29 protein-coding genes are annotated in these 26,456 nt (G+C 64.7%); 22 read left to right on the top strand and 7 right to left on the bottom strand.

Annotated elements, in window-relative coordinates; genetic code table 11:
- On the bottom strand, positions 1 to 609 hold the full coding sequence (gene petA, locus GCN74_RS04300; RefSeq protein ID WP_152255480.1) for a ubiquinol-cytochrome c reductase iron-sulfur subunit: 609 nt from the start codon (positions 607 to 609) through the stop codon (positions 1 to 3).
- Positions 610 to 1,022: 413 nt separating this feature from the next.
- Between petA and mscL the strand changes: the two genes are divergently transcribed.
- The 4 genes from mscL to GCN74_RS04280 are packed head-to-tail and all read left to right on the top strand — an operon-like array spanning position 1,023 to position 3,746.
- Positions 1,023 to 1,472 carry a large conductance mechanosensitive channel protein MscL gene (gene mscL, locus GCN74_RS04295; RefSeq protein ID WP_152255479.1) on the top strand — a complete coding sequence of 150 codons (450 nt, stop codon included), beginning with the start codon at positions 1,023 to 1,025 and terminating at the stop codon, positions 1,470 to 1,472.
- Positions 1,473 to 1,511: 39 nt separating this feature from the next.
- On the top strand, positions 1,512 to 2,672 hold the full coding sequence (locus GCN74_RS04290; protein ID WP_193316958.1) for a Do family serine endopeptidase: 1,161 nt from the start codon (positions 1,512 to 1,514) through the stop codon (positions 2,670 to 2,672).
- A gap of 21 nt (positions 2,673 to 2,693) precedes the next feature.
- A complete protein-coding gene (locus GCN74_RS04285) occupies positions 2,694 to 3,386 on the top strand; it encodes a DUF2461 domain-containing protein (RefSeq protein WP_152255478.1) in 693 nt (230 codons plus the stop codon).
- A gap of 15 nt (positions 3,387 to 3,401) precedes the next feature.
- Positions 3,402 to 3,746 carry a cupin domain-containing protein gene (locus GCN74_RS04280; protein ID WP_226938858.1) on the top strand — a complete coding sequence of 115 codons (345 nt, stop codon included), beginning with the start codon at positions 3,402 to 3,404 and terminating at the stop codon, positions 3,744 to 3,746.
- A gap of 19 nt (positions 3,747 to 3,765) precedes the next feature.
- Here the strand turns inward: GCN74_RS04280 and GCN74_RS04275 are convergent, their stop codons facing one another.
- The 5 genes from GCN74_RS04275 to GCN74_RS04255 form a co-directional block, all read right to left on the bottom strand.
- On the bottom strand, positions 3,766 to 4,812 hold the full coding sequence (locus GCN74_RS04275) for an NAD(P)H-dependent glycerol-3-phosphate dehydrogenase (protein ID WP_152255477.1): 1,047 nt from the start codon (positions 4,810 to 4,812) through the stop codon (positions 3,766 to 3,768).
- 73 nt (positions 4,813 to 4,885) lie between these two features.
- Positions 4,886 to 5,347, bottom strand: coding sequence for an SH3 domain-containing protein (locus GCN74_RS04270; protein ID WP_152255476.1), 462 nt, complete (start codon positions 5,345 to 5,347; stop codon positions 4,886 to 4,888).
- A gap of 84 nt (positions 5,348 to 5,431) precedes the next feature.
- Positions 5,432 to 5,908 carry a protein-export chaperone SecB gene (secB, locus tag GCN74_RS04265; RefSeq protein WP_077398684.1) on the bottom strand — a complete coding sequence of 159 codons (477 nt, stop codon included), beginning with the start codon at positions 5,906 to 5,908 and terminating at the stop codon, positions 5,432 to 5,434.
- Between the two features lie 160 nt (positions 5,909 to 6,068).
- Complete coding sequence (grxC, locus tag GCN74_RS04260) at positions 6,069 to 6,335, bottom strand: glutaredoxin 3 (RefSeq protein WP_096233262.1); 267 nt, start codon at positions 6,333 to 6,335, stop codon at positions 6,069 to 6,071.
- Positions 6,336 to 6,360: 25 nt separating this feature from the next.
- On the bottom strand, positions 6,361 to 6,777 hold the full coding sequence (locus GCN74_RS04255; protein WP_152255475.1) for a rhodanese-like domain-containing protein: 417 nt from the start codon (positions 6,775 to 6,777) through the stop codon (positions 6,361 to 6,363).
- Between the two features lie 106 nt (positions 6,778 to 6,883).
- Between GCN74_RS04255 and gpmA the strand changes: the two genes are divergently transcribed.
- The 17 genes from gpmA to GCN74_RS04170 all read left to right on the top strand — a co-directional run bounded on the left by gpmA (position 6,884) and on the right by GCN74_RS04170 (position 24,872).
- Positions 6,884 to 7,630 (top strand): 2,3-diphosphoglycerate-dependent phosphoglycerate mutase, encoded by a 747-nt coding sequence (gene gpmA / locus GCN74_RS04250; protein ID WP_152255474.1) that lies wholly within the window; start codon positions 6,884 to 6,886, stop codon positions 7,628 to 7,630.
- A 76-nt stretch (positions 7,631 to 7,706) separates the two neighbouring features.
- On the top strand, positions 7,707 to 9,170 hold the full coding sequence (locus GCN74_RS04245; protein ID WP_152255530.1) for a murein hydrolase activator EnvC family protein: 1,464 nt from the start codon (positions 7,707 to 7,709) through the stop codon (positions 9,168 to 9,170).
- Between the two features lie 47 nt (positions 9,171 to 9,217).
- Positions 9,218 to 10,711 (top strand): S41 family peptidase, encoded by a 1,494-nt coding sequence (locus GCN74_RS04240; protein ID WP_152255473.1) that lies wholly within the window; start codon positions 9,218 to 9,220, stop codon positions 10,709 to 10,711.
- Positions 10,712 to 10,719: 8 nt separating this feature from the next.
- Entirely contained in the window at positions 10,720 to 11,481 is a 762-nt protein-coding gene (locus GCN74_RS04235; protein ID WP_152255472.1) for a HesA/MoeB/ThiF family protein, read from the top strand.
- A 94-nt stretch (positions 11,482 to 11,575) separates the two neighbouring features.
- Positions 11,576 to 12,028 (top strand): type II secretion system major pseudopilin GspG, encoded by a 453-nt coding sequence (gene gspG, locus GCN74_RS04230; protein ID WP_152255471.1) that lies wholly within the window; start codon positions 11,576 to 11,578, stop codon positions 12,026 to 12,028.
- A 12-nt stretch (positions 12,029 to 12,040) separates the two neighbouring features.
- Positions 12,041 to 12,526, top strand: coding sequence for a type II secretion system minor pseudopilin GspH (gene gspH, locus GCN74_RS04225; protein ID WP_152255470.1), 486 nt, complete (start codon positions 12,041 to 12,043; stop codon positions 12,524 to 12,526).
- Entirely contained in the window at positions 12,526 to 12,906 is a 381-nt protein-coding gene (gspI, locus tag GCN74_RS04220) for a type II secretion system minor pseudopilin GspI (RefSeq protein WP_226938857.1), read from the top strand. The genes gspH and gspI overlap by 1 nt, the downstream gene beginning before the upstream one ends.
- Positions 12,906 to 13,529 carry a type II secretion system protein J gene (locus tag GCN74_RS04215; RefSeq protein ID WP_152255468.1) on the top strand — a complete coding sequence of 208 codons (624 nt, stop codon included), beginning with the start codon at positions 12,906 to 12,908 and terminating at the stop codon, positions 13,527 to 13,529. Before gspI ends, GCN74_RS04215 begins: the two co-directional genes overlap by 1 nt.
- Entirely contained in the window at positions 13,526 to 14,503 is a 978-nt protein-coding gene (gene gspK, locus GCN74_RS04210; RefSeq protein WP_152255467.1) for a type II secretion system minor pseudopilin GspK, read from the top strand. The genes GCN74_RS04215 and gspK overlap by 4 nt, the downstream gene beginning before the upstream one ends.
- Positions 14,504 to 14,522: 19 nt before the next feature.
- Positions 14,523 to 15,752, top strand: a complete 1,230-nt coding sequence (gene gspL, locus GCN74_RS04205) for a type II secretion system protein GspL (RefSeq protein ID WP_226938856.1) — start codon at positions 14,523 to 14,525, stop codon at positions 15,750 to 15,752.
- A complete protein-coding gene (gene gspM / locus GCN74_RS04200) occupies positions 15,749 to 16,282 on the top strand; it encodes a type II secretion system protein GspM (protein WP_152255466.1) in 534 nt (177 codons plus the stop codon). Before gspL ends, gspM begins: the two co-directional genes overlap by 4 nt.
- The gene (locus GCN74_RS04195) at positions 16,279 to 17,055 is read left to right on the top strand and encodes a type II secretion system protein N (RefSeq protein ID WP_152255465.1); all 777 of its coding nucleotides are present in this window, start codon (positions 16,279 to 16,281) and stop codon (positions 17,053 to 17,055) included. The genes gspM and GCN74_RS04195 overlap by 4 nt, the downstream gene beginning before the upstream one ends.
- The gene (gspD, locus tag GCN74_RS04190; RefSeq protein WP_152255464.1) at positions 17,052 to 19,292 is read left to right on the top strand and encodes a type II secretion system secretin GspD; all 2,241 of its coding nucleotides are present in this window, start codon (positions 17,052 to 17,054) and stop codon (positions 19,290 to 19,292) included. The genes GCN74_RS04195 and gspD overlap by 4 nt, the downstream gene beginning before the upstream one ends.
- A 10-nt stretch (positions 19,293 to 19,302) precedes the next feature.
- Positions 19,303 to 20,724: a type II secretion system ATPase GspE gene (gene gspE, locus GCN74_RS04185; protein ID WP_152255463.1), complete on the top strand. Its 1,422-nt coding sequence runs from the start codon at positions 19,303 to 19,305 to the stop codon at positions 20,722 to 20,724.
- A 10-nt stretch (positions 20,725 to 20,734) separates the two neighbouring features.
- The gene (gene gspF / locus GCN74_RS04180; protein WP_152255462.1) at positions 20,735 to 21,955 is read left to right on the top strand and encodes a type II secretion system inner membrane protein GspF; all 1,221 of its coding nucleotides are present in this window, start codon (positions 20,735 to 20,737) and stop codon (positions 21,953 to 21,955) included.
- A gap of 15 nt (positions 21,956 to 21,970) precedes the next feature.
- Positions 21,971 to 22,540, top strand: a complete 570-nt coding sequence (locus GCN74_RS04175; RefSeq protein WP_152255461.1) for a type II secretion system protein N — start codon at positions 21,971 to 21,973, stop codon at positions 22,538 to 22,540.
- Between the two features lie 70 nt (positions 22,541 to 22,610).
- The gene (locus tag GCN74_RS04170; RefSeq protein ID WP_152255460.1) at positions 22,611 to 24,872 is read left to right on the top strand and encodes a patatin-like phospholipase family protein; all 2,262 of its coding nucleotides are present in this window, start codon (positions 22,611 to 22,613) and stop codon (positions 24,870 to 24,872) included.
- Here GCN74_RS04170 and GCN74_RS04165 read toward each other — a convergent pair.
- Positions 24,845 to 25,630, bottom strand: a complete 786-nt coding sequence (locus GCN74_RS04165) for a helix-turn-helix domain-containing protein (protein ID WP_226938855.1) — start codon at positions 25,628 to 25,630, stop codon at positions 24,845 to 24,847. The two genes, GCN74_RS04170 and GCN74_RS04165, sit on opposite strands and share 28 nt — an antisense overlap.
- 167 nt (positions 25,631 to 25,797) lie before the next feature.
- Between GCN74_RS04165 and GCN74_RS04160 the strand changes: the two genes are divergently transcribed.
- Positions 25,798 to 26,412: an outer membrane protein gene (locus GCN74_RS04160; protein ID WP_152255459.1), complete on the top strand. Its 615-nt coding sequence runs from the start codon at positions 25,798 to 25,800 to the stop codon at positions 26,410 to 26,412.
- Positions 26,413 to 26,456 lie beyond the last annotated feature (44 nt).

Raw genomic sequence — 26,456 nt, 5'->3', positions numbered from 1 at the left:
TCAAGCCTCGCCTTTCTCGTCTTTACCTATCAGCAGTTTGGTGTCGCTCAGATACATATGGCGCGGCACTTGCAGGTTGTCCGGCGCAGGCTTGTTCTTGAACACGCGGCCCGCCATGTCGAAGGTGGAGCCGTGGCAAGGGCACAGGAAGCCGCCTTCCCAGTCATCGGGCAGCGACGGTTGCGGGCCAGGGGTAAATTTCGAGGAAGGGGAGCAGCCCAGGTGGGTGCAGATGCCGACGGCGACGAGGATTTCAGGCTTGATCGAGCGCGCCTCGTTCATGCAGTATTCGGGGGTGAATTCGGCAGGGTTACGTTTGGAATCGGCGTCGGCGACCTTGTCGTCGGTTTTTTTCAGCGACGCGATCATTTCCGGCGTGCGCTTGATGATCCAGACCGGCTTGCCGCGCCATTCGACGGTGCGCATTTCGCCGGGTTGCAAGGTGGTGATGTCTACTTCGACGGGCGCGCCGGCCGCTTTTGCGCGCTCCGACGGCTGGAAGGTGCTTACCAAGGCTCCCGCGGTTGCCAATCCAACTACACTGCCCGCCGCGCACGTGGCGACGAGCAAGCCGCGACGGCCTGAATCGACCTGCTTTTCGTTACTCATGCAAACCCCAATCAGTCAAAATGCGAATCTTTATTATGAGTGGCGGCCGCGAAAAAACCGTCGCCGAAGCTCTTTCCCACTGATTGCCGCAACCCGCATCTTTGTACGGTAAAGTGGCAACATCCCTGCGGAACTTCGGCCAATGGCGCAGCCCGTGCCAGTTTCTTGTTGATTATCCGGCAGCGAAAAAGCCGCTACTGGCAACCGCAAATTATAAGTGAAGCAAACAACGAATAAAACAAAAACGTTGCTTGTACCATAATTTATATACTTTTGCAGGAGGTGGCTAGTTCTTTCGAACTAGATGCGCGCGGCTGTGCCGGAATTGGCCCTGCTGACAACCACAAGTTGGTGGCACCGGGAATCAATAGTATGATCGGCATGTTTTTTATACATATCCGAAGGAGAAATTCATGGCAATGATGCAAGAATTTAAAGAATTTGCAATGAAGGGTAACGTCGTCGATCTGGCGGTCGGTGTCATTATCGGTGGCGCCTTCGGCAAGATTGTCGATTCCCTGGTGCAAGACGTGATCATGCCGCCCATCGGCCGCATTTTCGGCGGCCTCGATTTCGCCAATTACTATCTGCCCCTGAATGGCCAGGTTACCACCCTGACCCTGGTGGAAGCGAAAAAGGCGGGCGCCGTGCTGGCCTATGGTAATTTCCTCACCATTTTGCTCAATTTCATCATTCTTGCTTTCATCATCTTCCAGATGGTGCGCCTGATGAACAAGGCCCGCCGCAGCGAACCGGTCGCGCCGGCAGCCCCACCGGCCACGCCGGAAGACATCGTCCTGCTGCGTGAAATCCGCGACTCTCTGCAGAAGAACGGACAGAATAGCAACGATCTGGCAAAATAAGTCGTTCCGGCACCGGCCGGCTGACCTGGGTGGAGTGCTATGCGACGATTCTGGTTATTGTTTGCGCAAACCGTGACGATCGCGTTGGCGCTGTACTTTGTGTACGGCGCGCTGCGCCCGGCCAGCCGGGTACAGCAACTGGGCTCTCCGGCGAAACCGGTGCCCGTGGTGGAAACGGCGTCGAGCAGCCTGGCGCCCGGTTCCTACCGCGACGCGGCGGCGCGCGCCATGCCCGCCGTCGTCAACATCCTCACCCTGCAAGTGCCCAAGCGCGGCGCCCATCCGCTGGCGCGCGATCCCTTCTTCAAACGTTTCTTCGGCGACCGCGACCCGGACGCCGACGATGACGACGACTTGAAAAACAGCCTCGGTTCGGGCGTCATCGTCAGCCATGAAGGCTATGTGCTGACCAATAACCACGTGGTCGAAGGCGCCGACGAAATCGAGGTGGTGCTCACCGATGGCCGCAAGGCGCCCGCCAAGGTGGTGGGCCTGGATCCGGAAACGGACCTGGCCGTGATCAAGATCAACCTCGACAAGCTGCCCGTCATCGTGCTGGGCCAGTCGGAACTGGCGCGCGTGGGCGATGTGGTGCTGGCCATCGGCAACCCGTTCGGCGTGGGCCAGACGGTGACCATGGGTATCATTTCCGCCTTGGGCCGCAACAATCTGCACATCAACAGTTTTGAAAACTTCATCCAGACGGATGCGGCGATCAACTTCGGCAATTCGGGCGGCGCCCTGGTCGATACGCGCGGCAACTTGATCGGTATCAATACGGCGATTTACTCGCAAAGCGGCGGCTCCGTCGGCATCGGTTTCGCCATTCCCGTCTCGACGGCGAAAACCGTGATGGAAGCCATCATCAAGGATGGCCACGTGGTGCGCGGCTGGATCGGCGTGGAAATGCAGGACATTACGCCCGAGCTGGCGCAAAGCTTCGGCTTGCAGCGCAGCAGCGGCGCCATCATCGCCGGCGTGGTGCGCAACGGCCCGGCGGACAAGGCGGGCATCGTGCCCGGCGACATCCTGCTGACGGTGGAAGGCAAGCCCGTGGACGACACGACGGCAATGCTCAACCTGATCGCCCAACTGCCGCCCGGCGGAAAAGCTAAAATGACGGTGCTGCGCAAGAATCGCGAAGCGGCGCTCGACGTGGTGGTGGGCAAGCGCCCCCTCCCGAAAGAGCTTTCCAAATAGTTGCTGATCGGAAGCTGACACATGCATGTGCGTGATTTGACCCAATTTTTACGTGAACTGAGCGATAACAACAACCGTCCCTGGTTTGTCATGAACAAGCCCCGCTACGACATCCTGCGCGAAGAATTCCTGGCGCTGGTGACGTCGCTGATCGGCGAGCTGGGCAAGTTCGACCCGGCTGTGAAATACTGCAATCCGAAGAAGGCCATGTTCCGCATCAACCGCGACGTGCGCTTTGCCCACGACAAGAGCCCGTATAAAACGCGTTTTTCCGCCGCCATCGCGCCGAACGACATGCGCCGTCCCAGCAAGGCGGGCGGCCCCACGTATTATCTGCAGATCGATGGCCAGGGTAATTTGCTGTTCGGCGCCGGCGAATACATGCCGCCCCCGGGCCGCCTGAAGGCGCTGCGCGAACACATGGTCAACGACGCGCCAGGTTTTTCCAAAGTGCTGAAAAATAAGCGTTTAAAGGCCCGCTTCGGCAGCATCCAGAACGAGGGCAAGCTGCAGCGCCCGCCCAAGGGCTTCGAGGCGGATGCCGAACACATCGAATTCATCAAGCTGAAGAGCTTTTTTGTCTGGACCGAAATACCGCTGCCCGTGAACGAACCCGAGAAACTGCTGCCGATCCTGGCGGAAGGCTTGAAGGATGCGTGGCCGCTGGTCGAGTGGATGCGCGGCGCGAAAGAGCCGGAGGAAGTCACCGAGTAATTGCGGAAGGAGCACATGATGGCACTGGAGCACGCAAGTTCAGGACAGGTGATCGATGTGCGGCGCAGGGACGGCGACGACCTGTCGCAGTTTTCCGCCATCGCGCTGGCCAAGACGGATGAACTGGAATTGATCCGCATGTGCATGCCGAAGGGCAAGACCATGCCCGAGCATCACGTGCTCGGCGAGATCACCTTGCTGTGTTTGCAAGGCCAGGTGGCGGTCGACGCGCATGGCCGCGAGCAGCTGCTGGGGCCGGGGCAGATGCTGTATCTGCACGGCGGCCAGGCGCATGCTTTGGCCGCGCGCGAAGACAGTTTATTGCTGCTGACGATACTCATGCACAAGGCGGGCCGTTAAGCCCCGCTTTGCCACGCTTTCAGGTGGCTTCATCGCGCGGATCGCGCGACAGCAGTTGCTGCACCATCACCTGCGGCAAATCGCCATCGAACAGCACGCCGGCCACGGCATTGGTGATCGGCATGTCGACGCCCATGCGGCGCGCCAGTTCGCGCACGGCCCTGGCGCACGGCACGCCTTCGGCCACATGACCGAGTTCGGCCACGATGGTGGCCAGCGCCTTGCCTTGCGCCAGGCCCAGGCCGACGCGGCGGTTGCGCGACAGGTCGCCCGTGCAGGTCAAAATCAGATCGCCGATGCCCGTCAAGCCCATGAACGTTTCCGTCTGGCCACCCAGGGCCGTGCCCAGGCGCGTGATTTCCGCCAGGCCCCGCGTGATCAGCGCGGCGCGCGCATTCAGGCCCAGGCCCAGGCCGTCGGCCACGCCCGTGGCGATCGCCAGCACATTCTTGACGGCGCCGCCCACTTCCACGCCCACCAGGTCCTCGCTCGCATACACGCGGATGGTGCCGCCATGCAAGGCCGAGACGACGGCGCCGCGCAAGGCGGCACTGTGCGAGGCGATGGTCAGCGCGCACGGCAAGCCGCGCGCCACTTCCTGGGCGAACGAGGGGCCGGACAGGGCGCCGCCGGCGACCGTGTCGCCCAGCACTTCCTGCACGATCTGGTGCGGCAGCATGCCCGTGCCACCCTCAAATCCTTTACAGAGCCACACCAGGTTGCCGATGGTCTTGTCTTTCAGCTGCTGCAGCATGGGCCGCAGGCCCGCCACGGGGCAGGCGGCGATCAAGAGGCCCTGTTCGCCGCCGGCATGCGCGACGGCCGCGTCGAAATCGGCGCCGATGCGCAGTTGCGGCGGCAAGGCAAAACCGGGCAGATAGCTGTTTTCGCCGCTGGCGGCCATGGCGGCCATGGCGTCGCCGTTGCGGCCCCACAGCAGCACGTCGTGGCGGCCGGCCAGGGCCATGGCCACGGCCGTGCCCCAGGCGCCGGCGCCCAGCACGGTAATCGGGCGCGGGCCAGCCTTGGCGGCGGTATCGGGAGTATTTTCAGGGGAAACTTGCATGCTACCTCAGTCTGGCAGGGGAGGGGCGCGGCGCGGCTGGCCGCTGCCCGGATGAATCTGGCGGTGCTGGTACTTACAAGCCCCACACTTCGCTGGTCTTGACGTAGCCGCTCTGGCCATCCTTGTGGCGCACCTTGACCCAGCCGGAGCTCGGTTGCTCGCTCATTTCCAGCAGCACGCCCTTGTCGACGAGGAGGATGGGGGAGGCGTTGTCGTCGGGGCTGGCGCGAACCTTGAGGTTGGCGGCGCGTGCCACGACGTTGCGCTTGGCGGACAGGCCCTTGGCTTCCGTCCAGGCCATTTCGCCGCTGGCGTCGCGGACCTTGACCCATTCGCCGTAGCTGAGCACGATTTCCAGCGGCATGCCGCGTGGCGCCACGTACAGCTTGCCGCCCTTGGCGGAGGGTGCGTCGTACAGGATCACGGGAGCGGCGCCCACCGTTTTGAAATCGACGGCATGGCTGGCGGCGGTCGCCAGCAGCAGCGCGGCGCCGGCCATCCAGCGGAACTTGCTCAAGAGCGCACTTTTCAACATGATATTTTTGAACCTTAACGAAACACGGCGGCCAGGCCGCCGTGTCAGGCCAGCCTTGACGGCTGGCGGGGTCTTGCCTGAAGCTTAGTGCGTCGTCGCGTCGGCTGCCGGGGCAGCTGCAGCGGCGTCAGCAATAGCTTGCAGACGTTGTTGGTAGAACACTTCGAAGTTGATCTCGGCCAGGTGCACTGGCGGGAAGCCGGCACGGGTGATCACGTCGGCGATGTTGGCGCGCAGGTAAGGGTAGATGATGTTCGGGCAGCCGATTCCCAGCAGCGGATCGAGTTGATCGGCAGGAATGTTGCGTGCTTCGAAGATACCAGCTTGCTTGCCTTCAACCAGGAAAGCGACTTTTTCGCCGACTTTGGCGGTCACGGTGATGGTCACGGTGGCTTCGAAGATGCCGTCGGCCAGAGGCGCAGCGCCCACGTCCAGAGCCACTTCGATCGCTGGTGCTTCTTGTTCCAGGAAAATAGCTGGGGAATTTGGTTGTTCCAGCGACATGTCTTTCAGGTAGACGCGTTGGATTTGGAAGACTGGTTGCAGATTTTCGTCAGACATGGAACGCTTTCGTTGTAAAGGACAAGAACGGCACACCGTTCAAATATGGTGCTTGCGGTATTCAAACCGCGCCGGGTAGGCGCGGCCAGATCAGGTGCGAGGGCAATTGTATCAAAACAATACGACAAAAAACCAAGCAATTTCTCGAACCCGCTTTATATCAGGCTGCCGTGCCATTTAACAAGGGGTCCAGCTTGCCGGCTTGATCGAGCGCATACAAATCGTCGAATCCGCCCACGTGGGTTTCGCCCACATAGATTTGCGGCACCGTGCGGCGGCCCGTGCGTTCCATCATCTTGATGCGCTCTTCCGGGTCGAGGTCGACGCGGATCTTTTGCACGGTCACGCCCTTGGCTTCCAACAGGCGCTCGGCGCGCACGCAGTACGGGCACACGGCGGTGCTGTAAACAATAACGGGTACGGTCATGATGATTCCTTCAGTTAAGGCCGGCTTATTTCGCCAGCGACAAGGTTTTCAATGGCAAACCTTGCTTTTTCCATTCGTCGAGGCCGCCTTCCAGGCTCGTTGCCTCAGCGAAACCGGCTTTGCCCAGCAGGCCGACGGCGGTTGCCGAACGCGAACCTTTCTGGCAAACCACTACAATGGGGCGCGTTTTGAATTTTTCCAGCTCGCCCAGGCGTTTTGCCAGTTCCGGCAGCGGAATATTTTTTGCGTCAGGCAAGTGGCCCGTGGCGAATTCTTCCGCGTTGCGCACGTCGACGATGATGGTCTTGCCACGGTTGATCAGTTGCGTGACTTCCAGCACGGTCGCGCGCTTGCCGCGCATCGACAGCAGTGGCCAGAGGAGGGCGCCGCCGGAAATAATGACGATGGCAAACAGAAAAATGTGGTCGATAATGAATTTCACGTAGGGTCCAATGGTTTAAGTCAATCCGCGCATTATAAAATAGAAGCTGGACGAGGTCTTTTTACGTTTTGCTTTTTTGATTTGAACCCCTTGAGAAGATAGAACTATGTACAAAATCGTTTTCATGCGTCACGGCGAGTCCACCTGGAACCTCGATAACCGCTTCACCGGCTGGACCGACGTCGACCTGACGGAAAAGGGCGTCAACGAAGCCAAGGCCGCCGGCCAGATCCTCAAGCAGGAAGGTTTTACGTTCGACGTGGCCTACACTTCGGTCCTGAAGCGCGCCATCCGCACCCTGTGGCTGGCGCTCGACGAGATGGACATGATGTATCTGCCAATCAAGAACGACTGGCGCTTGAACGAACGCCACTACGGTGCCCTGCAAGGCCTGGACAAGGGCGAGACGGCCGCCAAGTATGGCGACGAGCAAGTGCTGGTATGGCGCCGCAGCTACGACACGCCGCCGCCGCCGCTGGCAGAGGATGACGACCGCGCCTCGTTCAATGATCCGCGCTATACCGGCTTGCCGAAAGCGTCGATTCCATTGACGGAATGCCTGAAAGACACCGTGGCGCGCGTGATGCCGGCCTGGGATGAAGAAATCGCCCCGGCCATCCGCGCTGGCAAGAAGATCATCATTTCGGCCCACGGCAACAGCCTGCGCGCGCTGATCAAGATGCTCGATGGCATCAGCGACAGCGACATCGTGGGCCTGAACATTCCGAACGGCCAGCCGCTCGTGTATGAACTGGACGCCGACTTGAAACCGATCCGTCATTACTACCTGGGCGACCCGGCAGCGATTGCGGCAGCGCAAGCGGCCGTGGCGAACCAAGGGAAGGCCAAGTAACTTGTTGTCTTTCTTCCGCGGCACAGCAATCGCCCCCTCTGCTGAACGACCCCTGCCGGCGTGGCGCGCCGGCGCCATGCTGTGCGCAGCGCTGCTGATGTCGAGCGGTGCGGCACAGGGTGCCAAGCCCACCGAACGCAGCAAGCAGAAGGCGGCCGCGGAAGCGCAACGTGCTGGATTGCAACAAAAGCTGACGGCGCTCAAGCGCGACATCAGCCGCACGGAAAGCGCCAAGGATGATGCGGCCGATACCCTGGCCGAGTCGGAAGAGGCCATTTCCAACGCCAACCGCGCCTTGCGCGACCTGGCGCAGGAGCAAAGCGAGACGGGCGTGAAACTCAATGCGCTGGGGCAAGAACACCAGCAGTTGACGGCCACCGTCGAAAAGCAAAAGACGCAGCTGTCGAAATTGCTGCGTGAACAATATGTTGCCGGTAATGAAGACCGCATCAAGCTGCTCTTGTCGGGCGACAACCCCAACCGCATCAACCGCGACTTGCAATTGATGGCCTATGTGTCGCAGGCGCAGGCGCGCCTGCTCGACGCCTTGCGCGCCAACTTGCTGGCGGTGGAGAAAAACCAGGCGGACGTGCAGAACGCCAAGGATGAATTGGAAGAAATCGCGCAGGAAGAGCGCGACCAGAAAGCCCTGCTGGTGCAGGAGAAGGCGCGCCGCGCCGCCTTGCTGGCGAGCTTGTCGCAGCGCCTGGTGGCGCAGCGCAAGGAAGTGGGCAATGTCGAGCGCGACGAACAGCGCATGGGCAACCTGGTCGACAAGCTGGCAAAACTGATCGAAGAGCAGGCCGCCGCGGCAGCAGCCGAAAAGAAACGCCAGCAATTGCTGGCGGAACAGCGCGCCGCTGCGAAAGCGGCCGCCGACGCCAAGATCGCGGCGGAAAAGCGCGAACGCCTGCTGGCCGCGCGCGCCAAGGCCGCCCAGGCGCAGGCCGAACGCGAACGTCTTGCGAAAGAGCAACAGAATAAATCGGGCAAGATCAAGCCGCAGACGCCGCCACCGCCGCCCGTGAAACTGGAACCGATCGACGACGACGAGCCGCCGCAAGTGGCCAAGGTGACGCCGAAGCCGGAACCCAAGCCGGAACCGGAGCCGGAACGTCCGAGCCTGGGCCCGGCCGCGCCGGCCGGCGCCTTTGCCAGCATGAAAGGGCAGCTGCGCGCGCCCGTGGCGGGCAAGATCGCCGCCCGCTTCGGCAGTAAGCGCGGCGATGGCCCCAGCTGGAAGGGCGTGTTCATCCGCACGGGCGAAGGCAGCGAAATCCATGCCATCGCCGGCGGCAGGGTCGTGTTTTCCGACTGGCTGCGCGGTTTCGGCAATCTGATCATCGTCGATCACGGCGGCCAGTACATGAGTATTTATGGCAATAACCAATCCTTGCTGAAGCGCGTGGGCGACGCCGTCAAGGGCGGCGACGCCATTGCCAGCGCGGGCAACAGCGGCGGCAACGAGGAATCAGGGCTATACTTTGAACTGCGTCATCAGGGCCGCGCCTTCGACCCCGCCACCTGGGTGAAGTTCTAAGTCCCCACCATTGCTGCGGCAGCGAATTTGTAGATTGCGAAGAATACATGGGTATCAAAGTCAAAAGTATCGGCCTGATCGGTCTGGGCGTATTGGCCGGCATCGGCATGTCGCTGCAGTTCCCGGCCGTGGCGCAGAAAATCACGAATGCCCCGCTGCCGCTCGACGAGCTGCGCCAGCTGTCCGACGTCTTCGGCCTGATCAAGTCCGATTATGTCGAGAAGGTGGAAGACAAGAAACTTCTGACGGAAGCCATTTCCGGCATGGTCTCGTCCCTGGACCCGCATTCCGTCTACCTGGATAAAAATGCCTTCAAGGAAATGCGCGAAAGCGTGCAGGGCAAGTTTGTCGGCATCGGCATCGAAGTGAGCATGGAAGACGGCTACGTGAAAGTCGTCTCGCCCATCGAGGACAGCCCTGCCGCCAAGGCGGGCATCCTGGCGGGCGACCTGATCACCCGCCTCGACAACATTCCGCTGAAAGGCTTGCAGCTGGAAGAAGTCATCAAGAAGATGCGCGGCCAGCCTGGCAGCAAGCTGGTGCTGACGATGTCGCGCAAGGGCGAAAGCAAGCCGCTGGTCTTCCCCATCGTGCGCGAGGAAATCCGCGTGCAAAGCGTGAAGGCCAAGATGGTCGCGCCCGGCTATGCCTGGCTGCGCATCGCCCAGTTCCAGGAACCGACCGTCGAGGACATGGTCAAAAAGATCAACGCCCTGTATGCGCAAGACCCCAAGCTCAAGGGCCTGGTGCTGGATTTGCGCAACGATCCCGGCGGCGTCGTGCCGGGCGCCATCGGCGTGGCGACAGCATTTCTTCCGGGTAATTCCGTGATCGTTTCCACCAAGGGCCAGTTGCCGGAATCGAAACAGGTGTTTTATGGCCGCCGCGAATTCTATGCGGCGCCGGGCGCCAAGGCGGACCCGCTGGCCAAGCTGCCGGCCGCGCTGAAAAGCGTGCCGCTGGTGGTGCTGGTCAATGCCGGTTCCGCGTCCGCGTCGGAAATCGTCGCCGGCGCCTTGCAGGATTACCAGCGCGCCACCGTCATCGGCACGCAGACCTTCGGCAAGGGTTCCGTGCAAACCTTGCGCCAGATCACGGCCGACACGGCTGTCAAGCTGACCACGGCCCGCTACTACACGCCGAAAGGCCGGGCCATCCAGGCGCGCGGCATCGTGCCCGACTTGCTGGTCGATGAAACGGCCGAAGGCGATGGCTGGAACAGCCTGCGCATCCGCGAGGCGGACCTGGAAAAACACTTGAGCAGCAACGATGGCAAGCCGGAAGCGGCCAAGCCGACCATGGAAGGCATGCACGAACAGCTGGAAGAAGAGCAGCGCCTGATCGCCACGGCGAAAAAGCGCAAGCCGCTCGAATACGGCGCCAAGGACGATTTCCAGCTGCAGCAAGCCTTGAACCACTTCCAGGGTCTGCCGGTGCAGCTGGCCAAGGTCGATGCCAAGGTGGAGAAGATCGGCGCCAAGCCGGAAATCGCTTCCGACATCAAGGCGGACGACAAGAAAATTCCTGTGCAGAAACCGTAGCCGCCGCCATGAATGACAATCAGCTGCTGCGCTATTCGCGCCACATCCTGCTGGACGAGATCGGCATCGAAGGCCAGCAAGCCTTGCTGGACGCGCATGTGCTGGTGATCGGCGCGGGCGGGCTCGGTTCGCCCGCGGCCATGTACCTGGCCGCCAGCGGCGTCGGCAAGCTGACCCTGGTCGATGACGATACGGTCGACCTGACCAATCTGCAGCGCCAGATCGCCCACACGACGGCCCGCGTGGGTCAGCCGAAAGTGCTGTCAGCGCGTGAAACCTTGATCGGCATCAATCCGGACATTGAAATTGTGGCCCTGCAGGAACGCCTCGACGGTGCGCGCCTGAGCGAACTGGTCTGCTCCAGCACGGTGGTGCTCGACTGTACCGACAACTTCGCCACGCGCCATGCCGTCAACCGCGCCTGCGTGGCGGCCAAGGTGCCGCTGGTGTCGGGCGCCGTGATCCGCTTCGATGGGCAAGTGAGCGTGTTCGACCCGCGCACGGGCACCCAGCCGTGCTACTCCTGCCTGTTTCCGCAGGAGCAGCAGTTCACGGATGAGGCGTGCTCGACCATGGGCGTGTTCGCGCCGCTGGTGGGCGTGGTGGGCGCCATGCAGGCGGCCGAGGCGCTGAAACTGGTGATGGGCGCGGGGGAATCGCTGGCCGGGCGCCTGCTGCTGCTCGACGGTTTGCACATGGAATGGAGCAGCATGCGCGTCGCGCGCGACCCCGGCTGCGCCGTTTGCGGCGAAGTGGTCTTGTCGCCCTGAAAACCCGCCGCACAAATTTTTCCCCATATGACAGGCTTTGTCATATTTCCGCTTTATACTCTGCATTCATTACTCACCTTCTTCTCTCTTTCTTATGCAAAACGCAGCAAACCATCCGAATCGCCAGCGCCGCGCGCGCGGCTTCACCTTGATCGAAATCATGGTCGTGGTGGTGATCATGGGCATCCTCGCTTCGCTGGTGGTGCCCAAGCTGATCGCCCGCACGGGCGAGTCGAAAGTGGCGGCGGCGAAAGTCGACATTGCCACCGTGATGCAAGCCTTGAAACTGTACCGCCTGGATAACCAGCGCTACCCGACGACGGAACAGGGCTTGCAGGCGCTGATCGAAAAACCGACCACGGGACCGGCCGCGAACGGCTGGAAGGCGGGCGGCTACCTGGAAAAGATGCCGAAAGATCCATGGGGCAACCCGTACCAGTACCTGTCGCCGGGCATCAAAGGCGAAGTCGACATCATTTCGCTGGGCGCCGACGGCCAGCCCGGCGGTAGCGGCGACGATGCCGATATCGGTTCCTGGGAACTGTAAGTTTCCCATTGCATGTCTGCCATGACCACCGGCCGCCAGCTGCGCCAGCGCGGCTTCACGCTGATCGAATTGCTGGTGGTGATGGTCATTATCGGCGTCACCCTGGGCCTGGTCTCGCTGAACGCCATGCCGAACGGCCAGCAGGCGCTGCAAAAGGAAGCCGAGCGCATCGCCCTGCTGCTGCAGCTGGCGCGCGATGAAGCCATCGTGCGCAGCCGGCAGGTGGCCTTCGAGGCGGACGAAAATCAATACCGTTTCCTGGTCCTCAATGAAAAGCTGTGGCAGCCCGTGACGCAGGACGATTTGCTGCGCGAGCGCAGCTTCAACAATACGCCCATGCTGCTCAGCGTGCAGCCGTCGAGCAGCGTGGCCCAGCCCCTGCGCATCATCTTCGGCCGCGAACCGGTCGACAAGCCCTTCGTGCTGACCCTGGCCAGCGGCGAGCGCAGCGTGGCCATCCGCGCCGACGGCATCGGCCATTTCACGGTCGAGCAATGATGTCCCTCTCCCGACAACGCCGCCAGCGCGGCTTTACTCTGCTCGAAGTCCTCGTCGCCCTGGTCATCGTCGGCACGGCGCTGGGCGCGTCCTTGCGCGCCGTGGGCAGCCTGACGCAGAACAGCGACGGCTTGCGCAGCGCCATGATGGCCACCTGGTCGGCGGAAAACCACCTGGTGCGGCTGCGCCTGGCAAAAACCTTCCCGCAGACGGGCAAGCGCACGGTCGACTGCCCGCAGGGCGATCTGAAACTCATCTGCGAAGAAGAGGTGGTGGCCACGCCGAATCCCCGCATCCGGCAAGTGCGCGTCAACGTGTATGACGCGCAGTACCCGGCCCGGCGCATCGTGCGCCTGGTCCTGCTTTCCTTTAACGACTGATGGCGCGCCGCACGCTCTCCGCCGCCGGTTTCACGCTGATCGAGCTGCTCGTGGCGATCGGCATCCTGGCCATGGTCGCCGTGCTGGGCTGGCGCGGCCTGGACAGCATCATGCGTTCGCGCGAAGTGCTGACCAGCCAGCTGGAGCAGGCGCGCGGCATGCAGCTGGCGTTTGCCCAGATGCAAAGCGATTGCGACCACCTGGCCGGCGCCGGCCAGAACAATACCCTGCTGAATGGCCGCACCAACCTGTCGGCGGAGAATGACCGCCTGACCCTGGTGCGCCTGGCCGCGTCGGAACAGGAACCGCAGCAGTTGCAAGTGGTCACTTACCGCCTGCGCGGCGGCGTGCTGACGCGGCGCGAGTCGAACGGCACGCGCGACCTGGCCGTGCTCGACACCCTGTGGCAGGCGGCGCGCGACGATACCGATACCTCCAGCGCCGACGTGGCCCTGATGCATGGCGTCGACAGCATGGTCATGCGGGGCTGGAGCAATGGCGCCTGGAATGTGCTGACGGCGGGCGCCAGCATTTCCACGCAAGTGCCGGGCCTGGAAGTGACCCTGCAGATGCCGGGCCAGGACGCGGGCCTGTCCAAAGTCTTCTTATTGGGGCCGGGATGAAGCGTTTTTCCCGCCCGGCACGCCAGCGCGGCGTGGCCGTCATCACGGCCTTGCTGCTGACGGCGCTGGCCATCACCGTCGTCGCCAGCCTTTTCTGGCAGCAGCAGGTGCAGGTGCGCTCGATGGAAAACCAGCGTTTGCGCCTGCAGACGCAGTGGGCCATGCGCGGCATGGTCGACTTCGCCCGCTTCTGGCTGCGCCAGGACAATCCTTCGCTGACGGCGCTTGATGGCGTGTGGGCCACGCCCATCGAGGAAGCGCGGCTCGACGATTATGTGGACCGCGAAAAGGTCGACACGGAAAAATTCGACGCCACCGTCTCGGGCCGCGCGCTCGACGCGCAGGCGCGCTTCAATATTGCCAACCTGATCAATGCCACGGGCGGTGTCAATACGGGCAATGTGCAGGCCTATCAGCGCCTGCTGTCCAACTTGCAGCTCGATAGCGGCCTGGCGCAGGCGACGGCCGATGCCGTGCTGCGCGCACGGCCGAAACCGCGCACCACCAGCAGCGACAACGGCAGCGATGGCAAGAAGGCCAGCCCGGCATCGGGCGGCAGCAGCGAGCCGGTGGCGTTTACGCAAGTGGAGGATTTGCTGGCCGTGCCCGGCTATACGCCGCAGATGATCGAGAAGCTGCGCGACTTCGTCATCGTGCTGCCGGAATTGACGCCAGTGAACGTGAATACGGCGCCGGCCGAAGTGCTGGCGGCCGTGACGATGCTGTCGCTGTCCGAGGCCAGCGCCCTGACTTTGAGCAATCCGCGTAAAAAGTTTGTTGATTTGGCAAATTTCAAGAATAATATTGATGCGAAGCAAGTGATTGAAGGTATCGAACTCGACGTGAAGAGCCGCTACTTCCTCACCGTCATCCGTGTGCGGCTGGACCGCGCCGCCCTCGATGCCGTGGCGCTCGTCAATCGTAAAACGGATCCGCAGCGCACCACCAGCCTGGTGTGGCTGCGCGAAAATTAACAGCTGAAAGCGAGTCACTTTGACAATACTGTATATCCGTCACCCGGCCAAGGCGTCCACCGACAGCGCGCCTGCCTGCTCCTTCGTGCTGGCCGGCGACGGCGGCGCCCTGTTGCAGCAAGGCAGCGCGCCGCTGGGCAGCCTGGGCCAGCTGATCGCCGGTGCGAAGCAGGTGGTGCTGTTGCTGGCGGCCGCCGACGTGACCCTGCTGCGCCTGAAAACGCCGCCGCTGGCCGGCGCCCGTTTGCGCGCGGCCTTGCCGGGCCTGGTGGAAGAACATATTCTCGGCGACGCCCAGGATTGCCTGTTGGCCGCCGGTGCGCCCGATGCCAACGGCATGCGCACGGTGGCCGTGGCGCAGCGCGCCTGGGCCGAGGTGTTGGTAAAAGCCTTGCTGGCGCAGGGCGCGCGCAAGGTGGCGCTGCTGCCGTCGCAGCTGTGCCTGCCCTTGCAGCCGGGCAGCGTGACGGCCGCCCTGCAGGCCAGCGGCGACGGTTTGGAACTGGCCTTGCGCCAGGCACCGCAGGAGGGCCTGGGCCTGGTATTGCCGGCCCAGCCGCAGCAGGCGCTGCTGGCGACGCGCGCGTTTGCCGGCGACGTGCCCCTGACAGTTTACGTGGTGCAGGCGGAGCTTGCGCAATATCAACAACTTGCCGCCGGCATGGAGGGCGTGACGGTCGAGCCTGATCACTGGGCGCACTGGATCGCCGGTGCCAGGGGGGCGGCGCTGGACCTGGCCCCCGCGCTGGGCACGGCGACGGGCGCGGCCGCCGACTGGCGCCGCTGGCGCTGGCCGCTGCGCCTGGCCCTGCTGGCCGTGATCGTCAACCTGGCCGGCATGAATATCGAATGGATGCGCCTGAAGCGCGAGGCCGCCACCGTGCGCACCTCGATGCAGCAAACCTTCAAGGCCGCGTATCCGAACGAAGCGCCCGTGTTTGGCCTGGAAGCGGAGCAGATGCGGCGCAATATCGCCGCTGCCCGCCTGCAGGGCGGGCAAGCCAGCATGGATGACTTCACCAGCATGAGCGCGGCCCTGGGCGAGGCGCTGGGCGGCCTGGCCGGGCGCGGCGTGGTGGCGTCGCTGGAATACCGCGAGCGGGCCCTGATCGTCAGGCTGAAGCCGGACATGGTCGACGCCAGCGCCCAGGCGCAGGTGCGCGACGGCCTGGCCGCGCGCAAGCTGGCCTTGAATGAAACGGCGCCGGGCGTGTGGAAAATCACGCCGGCCACGGGAGCAAAAGCATGAGTGCAGCAGTAAACAAGATCCGCGCCGCGCTGACGGGCCAGGAACAGAACCTGCAGGCGTTCTGGACTGAGCGCACGCAGCAGGAGCGCAAGCTGCTGGCCATCGGCGGCGTGGTGGCGGGGCTGGCCCTCGTCTATGCCGTGTTTTTCGAGCCGGCCTGGTCGGGCCGCATCGCCCTGCAAAAGAGCTTGCCCGAGCTGCGCCAGAACGCGGCCCAGCTGCAGGCGCTGGCGCGTGAAGCGGGTGACTTGGCGCGCCAGGTGCCCGTGCAGGTGGCCCCCATGAGCCGCGACAGCCTCGACGCCTCGCTGAAGGCGCGCGGCCTGGCGCCGCAATCGCTGTCGCTGACGGGAGAATATGCGCGCGTGCAGCTGAACGGCGTGCCGTTTGCCAGCGTCATGCTGTGGCTGGACGGCTTGCGCCGCGAAGGCCGCGTGGCGGTGCAGGAAGCGAAGATCACGGCGCAGGGCAAGGCGGGGCTGGTCGACGCCAGCCTGACCCTGCACCAGAGCCCGGGCGCGGCGCGATGATGCGCCTGCTTGGCTGGCTGCTGGCCATCGTCGCCAGCGTCTGCGTCACTCTGCTGGTATTTTTCCCGGCCGGCTGGGTTGCGGGCATCGTGGAAAAGCAGACGGGCGGACGTTTGACCTTGGGCGACGCGCAAGGTACCCTGTGGCGCGGCTCGGCCTTTATCGGCGGGGCGGCCAGCGCGAACGGCGCCGTGACGCCCCTGCTGCCGGGGCGTTTCAGCTGGCGCATTTCGCCCTCGGTGCTGTGGGGATCGGCGGACGTGGAATTGCAGAACCCGCAGGCGCTGTCGCAGACGGTGAACCTGCGCGGTTCGTGGTCGCACTGGCAAGTCAGCCCGGCGGCCCTGCTGCTGCCGGCCGATGGCCTGGGCGGCCTGGGCGCGCCCTTGAATACCGTAGCGCCGACGGGCAGCATGCGCCTGTCGTGGAGCACCCTGGAGCTGGCCCTGGAGCAGCGGCAGTTTTCCGCCGTCGGCCGCACCACCTTGCAGATGACGGACATGGCCTCGCGCCTGTCGTCCTTGCGTCCGCTGGGCAGCTACGAGCTCGATTTCGATTGGCAGGGGCAGCAGGCGACGTTGACCTTGCGCTCCATCAAGGGACCGCTGCTGCTCGACGGCAGCGGCAGCCTGCAACAGGGGCGCATGCAGTTTTCCGGCCAGGCCCAGGCCGCAGCAGGATATGAAGAGACCTTGGCGAGTTTGTTGAATTTGCTGGGACAGCGCCGTAGCAATAGCGAAAAAAACATCATCGCCTTAGAGTTCAGACAATGAAAAAACCATCCGTGAGCCCCCATACTTTCTCCTTCTCGCTGCGCCGCCTATCGGCCGCCGCCTTGCTGTGCTGTTCCGTGGCCGGCATGCCGGCACCCGCCTGGGCCGCGCCCGGCGATGAAGCGGCGCTCAATTTCGTCGGCGCCGACATCGAATCGGTGATCAAGGCGGTGGGCCATTACACCAACATCAATTTCGTCATCGATCCCCGCGTCAAGGGCACGATCACCCTGGTGTCGGAAAAATCGATCAGCAAGACGCAGGCTTTCGGACTGCTCGCTTCCGCCTTGCGCTTGCAGGGCTACGCGGTGGTGTCCGGCGACGGCTACGCGAAGGTGGTGCCGGAAGCGGACGCCAAGCTGCAATCCGTGCCCACCCAGGTGGGCAATGGCAGCAGCCAGGTGAAGGGCGACCAGATCGCCACCCAGGTGTTTTACCTGAACTACGAATCGTCGGCCAACCTGCTGGCCGTGCTGCGCCCGCTGATCTCGCCGAACAACACGATCAACGCCAACCCGGGCAACAACTCGCTGGTGATCACCGATTACGCGGATAACCTCAAGCGCCTGGCGAAGATCATCGCCGCGCTCGACGTCCCCGCCTCGACGGACCTGGACGTGATCCCCGTGCGCTATGCGATCGCTTCCGACCTGGCCTCGATGGTCAACAAGCTGATGGAAGGCGGGAATGCGGGCGCCGGCGCGACGGGCGACGCGGGCAAGGTGTCCGTGCTGGCCGACCCGCGCACCAATTCGCTGGTGCTGCGCGCCCCGTCGGCGGCGCGCGCCAACCTGGCCAAGTCGCTCATTTCCAAGCTGGACCAGCCCACCACGCAGCTGGGCAACGTGCACGTGGTGTACCTGAAAAATGCGGACGCCACCAAGCTGGCGCAGACCTTGCGCTCGGTGGTGACGTCGGACGGCACGGCCGCTTCGGCGCAGCAGGGCAGCAGCAACCAGAGCACGAACAACCAGATCAGCCAGACCAACAGCGGCATGAACAGCACTGGCCTGGGCGGCAATACGCAAAGCGGCGGCACGGGCGGCGCGTCGCTGAACAACGGGCCGCAGCAGCTGTCGTCGGGCGGTGCGGCCGGTTTCATCCAGGCCGACGCGTCGACGAATACGCTGATACTGACCTGCAACGAAGCCGTCTACCGCAACCTGCGCGCCGTGATCGACCAGCTCGACGTGCGCCGCGCCCAGGTCTACATCGAGGCGCTGATCGTCGAAGTGACGTCGTCCAAGGCGTCCGAATTCGGCGTGCAGTGGCTGGGCCTGTCGGGCGACAGCACCAGCAACTACCGCGTGGGCGCGCTGCAGTCGTTCGCCTCGGGCACCACCAACAACATCGGCGCCATCGCCACGGGCGGCGGCAAGGTCTTGCCGACGGGCGGCCTGACGGTCGGCATCTTCAAGCAGATCAACGGCGCGCTGGGCCTGGGCGCCGTGGCGCATGCGCTGGAATCGGACGGCAACGCCAACATCCTGTCGACGCCGAACCTGATCACCCTGGACAATGAACTGGCGACCATCAAGGTGGGCCAGAACGTGCCTATCCTGACGGGCCAGTACACGAGCACGGCCGGTACCAACACGAATCCGTTCCAGACCATCGACCGCAAGGAAGTGGGCCTGACCCTGAAGGTGCGTCCGCAGATTTCCGAAGGCGGCACGATCAAGCTGGGCATCTATCACGAGACATCGAGCGTGGACAAATCCACGGCGTCGGCCGTCAGCGGCATCACCATCAACAACCGCGTGATCGAGAACAATGTGCTGGCCGACGATGGCCAGATCATCGTCCTGGGCGGCCTGATCGAGGACAGCACGGGCGACAATGCGGAAAAAGTGCGCGGCCTGGGCGATATCCCCCTGATCGGCAACCTGTTCAAGTACCAGACGCGCGAGCGCAAGAAAACCAACCTGATGATCTTCCTGCGCCCCGTCATCGTGCGCAACAAGGAGCAGAGCGGCAGCCTGGCGGCCGACCGCTACGACTACATGCGTTCGGCCGAGACGGCCGCCGTGCCGGCCACGGGCAACCTGATGCTGAAGGACCTGGGCACGCCCGTGCTGCCGGCCCTGCAGGACGGCCAGCCGGTGGGCGGCAGCATGGTGACGCGTCCCGTGCCGCCGGCGCCGACGCCGCCGCCAGGCGCGCCGGCCAATGCGGCCACGCCGCCGCAGCCGCTGCTGCAGCAATACCAGCAGCAATTGCCGCAGCAGCAGAAGTGATGGGACAGCCATGAGCAATCTGCTTCCCTACGCCTACGCGCGCGATTTCGGCCTGCTGGCCCGGCCCGGCGCGCAGGACGGCGCTCCCGTCGAGGTGCTGGTGGCGGCATCGACGGCGCCGGCGGCCATCGCCGAAGTGTCGCGCCGTTTCGGCCAGATCCAGTTGACGGTGCTGCCGCGCGGCGACCTCGATGCGGCGATTGCCGGCGCCTACGCGGGCGGCGGCGGCGACGCGTCGCAGATGGCCGATGAATTCGACGCCGACCTGGACTTGACCAAGCTGCTGCAGGACGTGCCGGCCATCGAGGACTTGCTCGAGTCGTCCGACGATGCGCCCGTGATCCGCATGATCAACGCCCTGCTGACGCAGGCGCTGCGCGAAGGCGCGTCCGATATCCACATCGAGCCGTTCGAGCAGACGTCCGTCGTGCGCTTCCGCATCGACGGCAGCCTGCGCGACGTCGTGCGCCCAAGGAAGGCCATTCACGGTTCGCTGATTTCGCGCATCAAGATCATGGCGCAGCTTGACATCGCCGAGAAGCGCTTGCCGCAGGACGGCCGCATCACCCTGCGCGTGGGCGGCAAGCCCGTCGACGTGCGCGTCTCGACCCTGCCCACCGGGCATGGCGAACGGGCCGTATTGCGTTTGCTGGACAAGGAAGCGGGCCGCCTCGACCTGCAGCACCTGGGCATGAGCGCGCCCATGCTGCAGCAGTTCGATGGCCTGATCACGCAGCCGCACGGCATCGTGCTCGTCACGGGGCCTACCGGCTCGGGCAAGACCACCACCCTGTATGCGGCGCTGTCGATGCTCAACGCGACGACCACGAATATCCTGACGGTGGAAGACCCGATCGAGTACGACCTGGCCGGCGTGGGCCAGACGCAAGTCAACCCGCGCATCGACATGACCTTTGCCAAGGCGCTGCGGGCGATCCTGCGGCAGGATCCCGATGTGATCATGATCGGCGAGATCCGCGACCTGGAAACGGCGCAGATCGCCGTGCAGGCGTCGCTGACGGGCCACCTGGTGCTGGCGACCCTGCACACGAACGACGCCTCGGCGGCCGTCACGCGCCTGCTGGACATGGGCATCGAGCCCTTCCTGCTGTCGTCGTCGCTGCTGGGCGTGCTGGCGCAGCGCCTGGTGCGCAAATTGTGCGGCTCCTGCAAAACCTTCGATGGCCAGTACTGGCAGGCCGTCGGCTGCGAGCATTGCGGCCAGACGGGCTACCAGGGCCGCGTGGGCGTGTACGAGCTGCTGCGCACGACGGAGCAGATCCGCGCGCAGATCCACAACCGCGCCTCGGAAGCGGAGGTGCGCGCCGTCGCCCTGCAGGACGGCATGACGGGCATGCGCGAGGACGGCGAACGCTGGCTGCGCGACGGCACCACCACGCAGGCAGAATTGCTGCGCGTGACCAAAGACTAGGCCCGCCACCATGCCCGCATTCCGTTATGAAGCCGTCGACGCGCAAGGCGCCACCCGCAAGGGGGTGCTTAATGCCGACAGTCCCCGTTCCGCGCGCGCCGAGCTGCGCGTGCAGGGCCTGGTGCCGCTGGCCGTCGAGCCGATCGCCGCGCAGGTCGACGCCGCTGGCGTGACCAGGCGGCGCGGCTTCGGCGAGCGCCTGTCCAGCACCGAACTGGCCCTGTTTACGCGCCAGCTGGCTAGCCTGCTGGAAGCGGGCCTGCCGCTGGAGCAGGCGTTTTCCGCGCTGCTGGAACAGGCCGAGCGGCCCTACCTGCGCGACCTGATCGCCTCGATCCGCTCCGAAGTGATCGGCGGCGCCGCGTTTTCCGACGTGCTGGCGCGCCACCCGCGCGATTTCGCGGAAATTTACCGGGCCCTGGTGGCGTCGGGCGAACAGATCGGCCATTTGTCGCGCGTGCTGTCGCGCCTGGCCGACTACATCGAGCGGCGCAATGCGCTGGTGCAGAAGGTCAAGCTGGCCTTTACCTATCCGGCCATCGTCACGGTGGTGGCGTTTTCCATCGTGATCTTCCTGCTCACCTACGTGGTGCCGCAGATCGTTTCCGTGTTCGCCAATACCAAGCAAAAGCTGCCCATGCTGACGCTGATCATGCTGGCGCTGTCGGACTTCGTGCGCAACTATGGCCTCGTCGTGGCCGTGCTCCTGGCCGGCGCCTGGTTTGCCTGGCGCCGCGCGCTGCAGCAGCCGGCCCTGAAACGGCGCTGGCATACCTGGCTGCTGACGGCACCCATGTATGGGAAATTCGAGCGCAGCCTGAATACGGCCCGCTTTGCCAGCACCCTGGCCATCACCACGGGGTCCGGCGTGCCGATCCTGCGCGCGCTCGACACCAGCCGCGACACGCTCACCAACGTGGCGATGCAGGAACTGGTGCAGGAAGCCAGCGGCGCCGTGCGCGAGGGCGTCAGCCTGGCGCGCGCACTGTCGGCGCAAAAGCATTTTCCGCCCATGCTGATCCACATGATACGCGCCGGTGAAATCACGGGCGAGCTGCCGGCCATGCTGGAACGCGCCGCCAGCGCGCAGGAACAGGACCTGGAACGCCGCACGCTCACCATTGCCGGCCTGCTGGAGCCGGCCCTGATCCTGGCGATGGGCGTGGTGGTGCTGCTGATCGTGCTGGCCGTGCTGATGCCGATTATCGAAATCAATCAGCTCGTAAGATAAGAATCCAAGGAAGCCATGAAGCGTTTGCCCCAAATTACAAGTCTGCTCGCCGTCGTGGCGCTGTCGGTGTCACTGGCCTACTGGGCCATGCAGCTGTTCAAGGCGCCGCAGCGCCCCATCAATCCACCCGCCATACCGGTGGTGCAGGATGCCAGCGTGGAGGCGGGCGCCTCGCTGTTCGGCGGCCAGGTCAGCGTGGCCACGGCCAGCAACTACCAGCTCAAGGGCGTGGTGGCCGCCAGCACTGGCCGCGGCAGCGTGGCCATCATCTCGACCGATGGCAAGCCGTCCGTGGCCCTGCCGGAAGGTGCCGAGGTGGTGCCCGGCGTGACGGTGCAGGAAGTGCATGCGCGCCACGTGCTGCTGCGCGATGGCGGCGTGAGCAAGCGCATCGACCTGGTGGCCGACGACAAGGCGCTGGCCTTGCCGGCGCAAGTGTCCGCCACGCCGGCACCGGTACCGGCACCGGCCCCTGCGCCGGCCACGAACCTGGTGCCGCCGCCGCTGCCGATGGAGCAGCAGCGTCCGGCCACCATGATGCCGGCGCCGCCAGTGACCAGCAGCCTGCCGCCGCCGTCGAATTGAGCTGATTTTCGGAGTTACCCCATTACCATCATGCTGATGGCGCCGTGCCGCCATCGCGACAGGAGTCCTCATGTTTTCGATCCGTGCCGTCCTGGCAGCAGGCTGCGTGGCGGCGCTGTGCGCGTTGCCGCAGGCTGGCGCCGCCGCTGACGTCCCCGCTGTCTCCGTTCCTTCCGCTCCCGCCCTGGCCGTTCCCGCACCCGTGCCGCAGCGTCCGCGCATCGCCCTGGTGCTGTCGGGCGGCGGCGCGCGCGGCCTGGCGCATATCGGCGTGCTGAAAGTGCTCAAGGAGCTGCACGTGCCGATCGACATGGTGGTGGGCACCAGCATGGGCGGCGTGGTGGGCGGCGCGTATGCGGCCGGCGCTTCCGTGGCGGACCTGGAAAACATGGCGCGCGAGACCAACTGGGCGCGCGTGGTGGCCGACCGGCCGCCGCGCGACGAACTGGCGTTCCGCCGCCGCGAGGAAGACTTGCTGCTGCCGTCGCGCATCGAATTCGGCACCAGCCGCAACGGCATTTCCACGCCGCCCGCCGCGGCCAGCAATGCGGCGCTGGAAATGGCGCTGAACCGGCTGCTGCCGGCCGGCATGCGCGACCGTCCCGCCAGCCAGCTGCCGCTGCCTTTCCGCTCGGTGGCCTCCGACCTGGTCAACGGCGAGCTGGTGGAGCTGGTCGACACGCCGCTGTTCCTGTCGATGCGCGCGTCGCTGGCCGTGCCGGGCGTGTTCGCCCCCGTGCGCGTCAACAACCGGCTGGTGGTCGATGGGGGCCTGGTGCGCAACCTGCCCGTCGACATGGCGCGCGCCATGGGGGCCGACATCATCATCGCCGTCAACGTGGGCACGCCGCTGGCGCCGGAAAAAGAGCTGGGCAGCGCCATCGGCGTGGCGCAGCAGATGCTGCAGATCCTCACGGAGCAGAACGTGCAGCGTTCGCTCAAGGAATTGCGTCCGCAGGATATCCTGGTGGCGCCGGACCTGACGGGCGTCAGTTTCCTCGACTTTGAAAACTATGCGCGCGCCATGCGCGCCGGCGAACAGGCGGCGCAGGCGCTGGCCGCTCGCCTGGCGCCGCTGGCCCTGCCGCCGGAACAGTATGCGGCGCGCGAGCAGCTGCGCCTGGCGGCGCCCGCCTTGCTGGACGTGGCCCTGCCCCTCACGCGCCTGGCCGTGGAGAGCGAGGGCGATATCAATCCGCGCATCCTGCAGGCGCAATCGGGCCTGGTGGAAGGGCAGAGCGTCAGCCAGGACGATGTGCTGAAGGCGGCGGCCAGGCTGTATGGCCGCGGCGACGTGGCGCGCGTGGAGACGGAAGTGGTCGATTCCGGCGACCAGCGCGCCGTCACCATCAAGGCGGTCGAAGCGCCGTGGGCCAGCAGCCGCCTGCGCGTGGGCCTGGAGCTGTCCAGCGATTTCAGGGACAGCAACAGCTTCGCCCTGAAGCTGCTGCATGTGCGTTCGAACCTGAACAGTTGGGGCGGCGAATTGCGCAGCACGGCGCAGATCGGCAATGCGCGCGGCTATGGTGTGCAGTTCTGGCAGCCGCTGGGCGCCGGCAATCCGTGGTATATCGCGCCACAGCTGCAATACGCCTCGTCGGCGACGGACCTGTTCGACAAGGGCCGGCGCAGCGCCCGCCTGACGTACAACGGCCAGACGGCGGCGCTGGTACTGGGACGCGAGTTCGGCACCTGGGGCGATCTGCAGTTCGGTGTCACGCGCACGGAGATCAAGGGCAAGCTGGCGATACCGGCCGATCCCACGCTTCCCGAGTCGCGCGCGCTGGGCACGACGCAGTACGTGCAGTTCCGCGTCGATACGCTCGATTCGCCCGGTTTCCCTACGCGCGGCACGCTGCTCGACGCCACCTGGACGCGCGCCTCGACTACGGGTTCGGGCGAAGCGGCGCTGGGCCGCTCTTCGCTGACGGCATTGAAGGCTTTCGGTTATGGCAACTGGGCCGGCCATGTGTATGGTGAATGGGCGCGTGCGCAGCGGGGCGAGGCACCGCTCAGCCTGGGCGGCTTCCTGCGCCTGTCCGGCACGGATTTTGAATCCGTGAGCGGGCGCAGCATCGCGCTGGCAAGGGTGGTGATGGCGCGCCGCATCGGTTCCCTGCCCAGCACCCTCGGCGGCGCCGTGCGGGCCGGCTTTTCGCTGGAAATGGGTGGCGGCTTCGACCAGAACGAGCGCTGGAAGAGCAGCAAGTTCACGCAGGCCAGCAGCGCCTTCATCTCCGTCGATACCCGCTTCGGCCCCGTGTACGTGGCGTCGGGCGCGTCCAAGGGCGGCGAGAGCACCTTCTACCTGTTCCTGGGACCGGTCTGGTAGGGCGCCGCCGGGGCGGCGGACGCCGTGCTGCGGCGCAGGGCCGTGAAGGCGGCAAATTCCCATGAGCGAAAGCCCAGCAGCAGGGTAAAGCCGTCGCGCTCGGCGGGCGCCAGGCGGCGGTCGTTCTGGTGCAGGCGCGCCAGTTCCTCGGCCAACTGGCGGATTTTCTGCACCAGTTCCTGCGCGCTCGACAGCGACAGGCGCGCCGGGATGCACATCAGGGTTTCGCCGGCGCCGTCGAAATGCCCGCTGAAATAATCGGCCACCACGTGTTCGCGGAAGTACTGCTGCACCGGGCCGTCGGCCAGCCAGTGGAAGGCGTTCGAGACGCGCAGGCTGTAGCGGTTCAGCGGCTTGAGCTCGATCAAGCCCAGCCGGTCCAGCTCGGCCAGGCAGCCGATGCATTCGGCCTGCGTCAGCGCATACGTTTCCACCACCTGCTCCAGGCTCCAGTGGCCCAGGCAGCAGATCGCCACCAGCAGCAGGCGCGGATGCGCGACCAGCGACTTTTCCTGCACCAGGGTGAGCGTGTCGGCATGCGGCGTGATGTCGGCCGCGCCGCGCAGCACGTCTTCCATGGCGATGCCCGAGGCCTTGCAGATCAGGGCCAGGCGCGACAGCGACATGTCGTGCTGGCCAAACATGCGCTTGACGCTCGATTCGCTCATGGCGATGCGCTCGGCCAATACCTTGTACGTGATGCCGGCGGCGCGCAATTGCGTGCGCAGCACGCGTAAAACCAGTTCGGGTGAACTCACGAGATATCCTTTTTTACAAGTTTGGTAGCGGTTGACGGTACCGAATGTAGCCCTTAATGGCACTTTGCACAAGGTGATAGTACTTTCCGGCAAAAGAGATGACACTCCCGCTTGTGGCTCGCACGGCGCGCTACAACCAGGCACTCATCCACTTGTAGAGGTTATTCATGTCCTTCAAATTACGTTTCCCCGCAGCGCTGCTGGCGCTGGCCGCCATCGCTCCCTTGCATGCTTCGGCTGCCGATCCTGCGCCGGGCCCCGTCTACATGGGCGCCAGCTACGGCTTTCGCGCCAGTACCGGCCTCGACTGCGTGCCGGGACAAAGCGACTGCGACAAAAGCAGCAAGCGCAACGGCAAGGCCTACGTGGGTTACAGTTTCGACGCGCTGCCGTTTCAGGGCGGCGTGGCCCTGCCTTCGATTGAGCTGGTGGGGTATATGGGGGGCGAAGTGAAGTCCGGCTTCGACACGGGCGCCGGCAAGCGCGCCGGCCGCGGCAAGTTCACGGGCCTTGGCATGCAGGGCGTGCTCGGCTACCAGTTCGACGCCTTTACCCTGAGCGGCCGCGCCGGTGCGGCCTACACGCAGGGCAAGGTCGATTATCTGGGCGGCGGTTCGGACAAGAAGGACAAGATCGGCCTGACCTACGGCATCGGCGCGGCGTACGCGCTGAACCAGAACTGGTCGCTGCACCTCGACTGGGACCGCGTGCCGGTCAAGTACAGCAGCAAGCAGACGACCAAGGTCGACATGTTTTCGCTGGGCGCGTCCTACCGTTTCTGACGGCAGGCGGCCGGCAATGATGGCCTGATGGCGGACGCCCCGGA

This window comes from Janthinobacterium sp. FT14W, assembly GCF_009208755.1.
Taxonomy (GTDB): Bacteria; Pseudomonadota; Gammaproteobacteria; order Burkholderiales; family Burkholderiaceae_D; genus Janthinobacterium; species Janthinobacterium violaceinigrum.
This window is presented reverse-complemented; position numbering and strand designations above follow the sequence as displayed.